Consider the following 5,195-nt stretch of genomic DNA (forward strand, 5'->3'; position numbering starts at 1 on the left):
TCGCCCTCCGGGCGCCCTTCGCGAGCCGCCAGCCGCGTCTCCGCGGGACCGCCGGGCTCAACTAACAGGTGTGCGAGAGATCTTGACGCGGGACAGCCCCCCCACGACCTTCGCGGAGACGGCCGGCGGTAACGCCAACACCTGGACGAACTACGCCAACGCGGGCGGGACGCAAGGGCCCACGATCCCGGGTGGAGCGACCGTCCAGATCGCCTGCAAGATCCCCGGCTTCCGGGTCGCAGACGGCAACACCTGGTGGTACCGGATCGCGCAATCGCCGTGGAGCAACGCATTCTACGTCTCCGCTGATGCCTTCTACAACAACGGCCAGACGTCCGGAAGCCTCCGCGGAACCCCGTTCGTGGATCCCGCGGTCGTCAACTGCTGACGCGGCTCGCGTCACTCGACGATCCACCCGACGGAACGGACGATGGCGACCCCGCTTCGTCGGCGTGTCCCCGGCGCCTCGCCCGCGACTATCCGGCCAACGTCCCGTCGGGAGTGAACCATCGGTGTTCCATTTCGGCGACGTCGGAGATCCGCTCGCAGTCGCGGTCGCGGTGGACGAGCACAACGCCGGCACGACGCGCAGCAGACGCCAAGGTCCGGCGGGGTTACGCGACGGTGGTCGCCTCCACCTGCAAGGGGCTAGCTGGAGGTCGCGCGCGTCCGGCGCGAGACGGGTGCGCTCGAGCACGACCACATCGCAGACCAGCACGAGCCTGGGCGCCGCCGCAGGCATTGAACCACGCAGCCAGCTCGGGAACCGCCGGTCCCGCACCCACGTCCAGACCCCCGTGTCGAACAGCGCGGGGCGCTCCAGCCGAACAGGCTCCGGACCTAGCCCGGATCTTGCGTGAAGGTCTGCGTTTGAGGCGTAGATCGGGCGTGGAGGTCAGTGCTGGGCCTGTGATGCGTCTCGGGGCAGCTTTGTCGTGGTGGCTGGCGCGTGTGGCGTGGCCGGGAGGGGCCGCGGGGCGGTGTTGGTGGTGGTTTCGGGCAGCGGTAGGCGGGCGTCGTGGTCAGCGCGCCCGGGAGCCGGGTTCAGATCTGTGTCGGGTCGGGGCGATGTTCAGGTCGGTGGTCCGAGTGCGGCCAGCCGGGTGTAGCCAGCGGTCATCTGCTCGGCCCAGGGCCACTGTTGGTCGATCCGCATCCGGGCGGGTGCGTGCGTGCATCGCGATCCGGGCGGCGACGTGCAGCAGCCGGTAGCGCTGCCTAGTTGTTGCAGACGATGTGGATGTCCAGATCGGCGGGGACCTCGTTGTCGATCTTCGTCAGGGACTTCTTCAACTCGGCCGCGCGGTGCTTGCGGTGTGTGGAACTGACGACCGTTCCGTCCTCGATGTTGAGTGCGGCGACGATGCTGGTGGTGCCGTGCCGGAGGTAGTCGTGGGTGCGCGTCTCCGGCATGTCGGGCATCTTCGGCAACGTCGGCTGCCGGGGACGTTTGCCCGCCGCGATCACGAAGTCGACGCGGGCGTCCCGGGAACAAAGCACCGCTCCGCGCACGTCGTCGATCATCGCCTGCGCCGTCGGCCGTGGGCCCATCGTGGTCACGGTCACGACGTCCGCCGCGAGAGCCACGCAGCGGTCGATCGCCCGCGGCAGGATCGCCGCCGCGGCACCGCCGTTCTCCAGCACCCGGACCGACGCGATCCGTGCCCACGACCACGTCGCCAGCACCGCCTCGGCGACGAGCGTCCCGTGATCGCTGCCCGGGTCCACGAGACCCGCCAGGGTCGTCAGCGTGTCGGCCAGCACCAGGGAGGCGCCCACGGCCGGGACGGAGCGGACCCCGCCGTCGACGAGGCAGGCCAGAGGGGCCGCCGCCGGCGCCGGCGTGCGACTCGGGGTCCCCGAGACGCCTGTGGGTCTCCCTGCCTGTGTGGCCCCGTCATCCGCCGCGTACCCGGTCCACGGACGTCGTACGGACGTCCGTCCGATGGGACGCCCCGGCCCGTCCGCGTGTTCCCACGCCTGCGGCGACGCTCGCGCCGTCAGGTATCGGGGGGTCGCGTCGTACACGACGCCGAACCCCTGTGGTCAGGGGTAGCCCTAGTCCTCTCGAGGTCCGAATGCGTCTCGAACCGCGCCCCCGGCGCCGCATCAACCCCGTGGCCCTTGCCGTGATCCGGCCGGCGCTGCGCTATTCCTACACCCGGGAGGCGTACGTCCTGCGGGTGATCGGGAGCCAGTACGGGCCGGTGTTCGTCCGCGCCCCGCCATCACCACCGGAGGGTCGCGAGGACGCCCATAACTGACGCCCTCCCCCACCCTTCGCGACCGTCGTGCCCAGGTCTTCCGGGAGGGTGACCACTCGTCCAAGCCGCTTGGTCACAGCGTTCACCTTCGCTACGCTCGACGTGGCCTGCGAGTTCCCCCGTCGAGGGCCGATCCGACCTCGACCCTTGGAGCGCAGGTGCTCGAACCCCTCACGGTCCGGCGGGAGATCGTCGAAGCGGCCCTCTCGCAACTCGCGACGGCCGGACTCGAGCAGGTGTTCAAGTGGGTGACGCCCGAGCGCTTGGCCGCCGACGGGCCGTGGGCACCATCGACGATCCGGTACCAGTTCGGACACGGCGACGGCCACGACGAGAAGGGGCGGCTCGCGTTCCGGCGCGTCGATCTCGCCCTGGCGATGCTCGAGGTCGCCCTCGACGACGACTCGGGCGCCGACGCCGAGACCCAGGCCGAGGGGATCACCGCTGAGCCCCTGACCCCGTCGACGGTCGCGGACCGGCTGGCGGCCGTCGTCGCCGACGCCGACCGGCTCGTCCCCAGCCTGACCGCCCGCGACCTCCCGCACGGTGCGCGGATGTCCCACCTGGCCCTCGCCTTCGCGGACTCCGACGTCGAGGCCGCCCGGCTGCTGCGCGCCGACCGGCGGCGCCGGACCGCGTCGGCGACCGCGGCGTACAAGGCGCTGATGGGCGCCCTCGATCGCCAGATGCGGCCGGGCCGCCGCATCGAGGAGCTCGCCGACGCCATCGACGCGCTGCTCGACGGGCACGCGTCGCGCGTGCGCTGCGACCCGCAGACCTCCGCCGACTGGCTCGGCGAGACCGTCCTCGCCGTCTTCGCGTCCTTCACCGTGCGTCGGGGCGAGGACCCACGGGACGCCGCCGCCGACCTGCTCCGCTGAGCAACGCACCCCGGTCCGCGCCCGTTCGCCCTGGCCTGCTCCGGCCGGCGCGCTGCCTCGTCGACCGGTTCAGGTGATCCGCGGACGGTGACCGCGGCTGTCGGGCAGGACGCGGACGGAGGCTCCCTCCGCGTCGGCCGCGCGCAGCAGGGGCACGTCCGAGCTCAGCACGGCGTCGCCCGAACCGACCGCCGCCACGCAGAGGCAGTCCGCCAGGGACAGAGGCGCCGTATCGCGGTGGTAGCGGCGCGCACGCAGCGCCCCGGCCCGGCGGGCGAGGGTCACGTCCACCGGTCGCACCTCGAGCAGCGCGACCAGGCGGTCGGCGGCCGCGTCGACCTCACCCTGCGGAAGGCCGATCCGGCGAACCAGCACGTCGGTCAGCTCTGCCACGTTGACCGACACCACCGCCGCCTCGCCGCTCCGCAGGGCGTCGGCGACCTCGCCGGCCGCCGGCTCCCCACGGACGAACGCCACCAACGCCGAGGCGTCCAGGAGCAGGCTCATACCGCGTCCGGACGTCGGACCTCCGCCGCGGCATCGTCGGCACGCAGGTCCGCCAGCGCCCGCTCGGTGGTCACCGCTTCGGCACGGCCGGCGAAGATCCCTTGCAGCGCCGCGACCGGATCGTCCGGAGCCGGGCGGAGCACGAGCTCGTCACCCCGATCCTCGACCTCCACCACCGACGTCCCCCACCGGTGCCGAACCTCCGCCGGAACCGAGACCTGTCCCCCCCGCGAGATACGCAACGTCCTCATGCCATGATGCTAGTCCATGGTCATGGGCACATGCTCATGGACCTCCCAGGACGCCGCACACATCGTGGCGACGCCGATGCCCGGCGAAGCACCGCTCGTCGTTGCGCTCACCGACTCGTTCGCGGGTTTTCGCAACGAATACACCGTTCACGTCCGGTAGCCTCTCCCTCGGCCTGCGAGTCCCCGTCGAGGGCCATGCTCCGTCCTCGACCCACCAGGATCGCATCCGTGCTCGATGCCGTACCGGCACCAACCTCGACGTCAGACAGGACGGCGTCCGTCGCCGACGGGCCCGTGCTCACCGCGCGTGAGCTCGTCGTGCTGACGCTGATCGTCGACGGGCTGACCAACCCGGAGATCGCCGAACGCCTGACGAACTCGCCACGCACGGTGCAGTCGCACGTCAAGTCGCTGATGCGGAAGTTCGGGGCCCACACGCGCACGCAGCTCGCGGTCTACGCGCTCCGGGCCGGGCTGGTGGCGCTGCACCCGGCCGCCGACTCCGGGTCGCACCCCATCGCGGCCTGACGCACCGCCGCGTGGCGAGCGGCTAGACGAATCCATCATCTAGTGCGCCGTGGTCCGGCCGCGCGGCCCGATGCGCAGGGTCCGGACGTCGCCGGCGTCGAGCGTGGCGCGGCGGCGGGCCAGGTGGGCGATGGCGCCGACGATGACGACGTCGAGCACGATCCACACCGAGAGCAGGAGGGGGAGCCAACTCATGATGGCGACCACCTTCTCAGAAATGGAGTGCGACATGCGTCACAGGACGCGGTGCTTCGTCTGTTCTGCGTGCCCCGAGACCGAGATCGCGCTCCCCGTTCGCCGCGAGAACCCCCTCGCGGGGCCGTCACCCCGGCGTCGTCCGGCCAGCCCGCCCCGTCGGCCGTCCGCCGACGGTCGCGCGGCGCTCAGAGCGCGCAGGCGGGCAGGCTCGCGGCCGACGAGGCCTCGTTGAGCCGGGCGATCGCGATCCGCACGTCCGCGGACCCCCCCGTCCCCCCGCGGGCGGCGGCGCGGGCGGTCCGCTCCACCGCGCGGGCCCTCGCCACCAGGGGTTCCAGGGTGCCCTGCGACTCCGGGCGCCGGCCCTCGAGGGCGACGAACGCGGACGCCAGGCCGCCCGCGGCCGTCTGCACCGCCCGCACGTAGCGCCGATGCTCGGGGGCGCCGGACTTCTCGGGGTCGGGCACCGGCGGCACCGCGCCGACCTCGGCGCGGCAGACGGCCGCGGCGAGCACCGTGAACGACGGGGCGCCCGGCGCCGCCGTCGCCCCGGTGGCCGCGGCACC

At 72.7% G+C, this 5,195-nt stretch carries 8 protein-coding genes and 1 pseudogene; 4 read left to right on the forward strand and 5 right to left on the reverse strand.

Annotated features, from left to right (window positions below; genetic code table 11):
* Positions 1-70 precede the first annotated feature (70 nt).
* Positions 71-388: a hypothetical protein gene (locus tag AB0L40_RS26295; protein ID WP_364361522.1), complete on the forward strand. Its 318-nt coding sequence runs from the start codon at positions 71-73 to the stop codon at positions 386-388.
* A gap of 833 nt (positions 389-1,221) precedes the next feature.
* On the opposite strand, the pseudogene AB0L40_RS26300 reads toward AB0L40_RS26295, so the two are convergent.
* A pseudogene (locus AB0L40_RS26300) lies at positions 1,222-1,440 on the reverse strand (IS630 family transposase); the annotation flags it as partial.
* A gap of 677 nt (positions 1,441-2,117) precedes the next feature.
* Between AB0L40_RS26300 and AB0L40_RS26305 the strand changes: the two are divergent.
* Both AB0L40_RS26305 and AB0L40_RS26310 read left to right on the forward strand, forming a co-directional pair.
* On the forward strand, positions 2,118-2,264 hold the full coding sequence (locus AB0L40_RS26305) for a hypothetical protein (RefSeq protein WP_364361524.1): 147 nt from the start codon (positions 2,118-2,120) through the stop codon (positions 2,262-2,264).
* Between the two features lie 158 nt (positions 2,265-2,422).
* Positions 2,423-3,145, forward strand: coding sequence for a hypothetical protein (locus tag AB0L40_RS26310; RefSeq protein ID WP_364361526.1), 723 nt, complete (start codon positions 2,423-2,425; stop codon positions 3,143-3,145).
* A gap of 69 nt (positions 3,146-3,214) precedes the next feature.
* Here the strand turns inward: AB0L40_RS26310 and AB0L40_RS26315 are convergent, their stop codons facing one another.
* Both AB0L40_RS26315 and AB0L40_RS26320 read right to left on the reverse strand, forming a co-directional pair.
* The gene (locus tag AB0L40_RS26315; protein WP_364361528.1) at positions 3,215-3,652 is read right to left on the reverse strand and encodes a PIN domain-containing protein; all 438 of its coding nucleotides are present in this window, start codon (positions 3,650-3,652) and stop codon (positions 3,215-3,217) included.
* Positions 3,649-3,828: a hypothetical protein gene (locus tag AB0L40_RS26320; RefSeq protein WP_364361530.1), complete on the reverse strand. Its 180-nt coding sequence runs from the start codon at positions 3,826-3,828 to the stop codon at positions 3,649-3,651. Before AB0L40_RS26320 ends, AB0L40_RS26315 begins: the two co-directional genes overlap by 4 nt.
* A gap of 369 nt (positions 3,829-4,197) precedes the next feature.
* On the opposite strand from AB0L40_RS26320, the gene AB0L40_RS26325 reads away from it, so the two are divergent.
* The gene (locus tag AB0L40_RS26325; protein ID WP_364361532.1) at positions 4,198-4,431 is read left to right on the forward strand and encodes a LuxR C-terminal-related transcriptional regulator; all 234 of its coding nucleotides are present in this window, start codon (positions 4,198-4,200) and stop codon (positions 4,429-4,431) included.
* A 39-nt stretch (positions 4,432-4,470) separates the two neighbouring features.
* Here AB0L40_RS26325 and AB0L40_RS26330 read toward each other — a convergent pair whose 3' ends face one another.
* Complete coding sequence (locus AB0L40_RS26330; protein ID WP_364361534.1) at positions 4,471-4,626, reverse strand: hypothetical protein; 156 nt, start codon at positions 4,624-4,626, stop codon at positions 4,471-4,473.
* 188 nt (positions 4,627-4,814) lie between these two features.
* Positions 4,815-5,195, reverse strand: a 381-nt coding sequence (locus tag AB0L40_RS26335; protein ID WP_364361536.1) for a hypothetical protein, incomplete at its 5' end; no start/stop codon positions are given.

The sequence above is a fragment of the Patulibacter sp. NPDC049589 genome, assembly GCF_040675535.1.
Taxonomy (GTDB): domain Bacteria; phylum Actinomycetota; class Thermoleophilia; order Solirubrobacterales; family Solirubrobacteraceae; genus Patulibacter.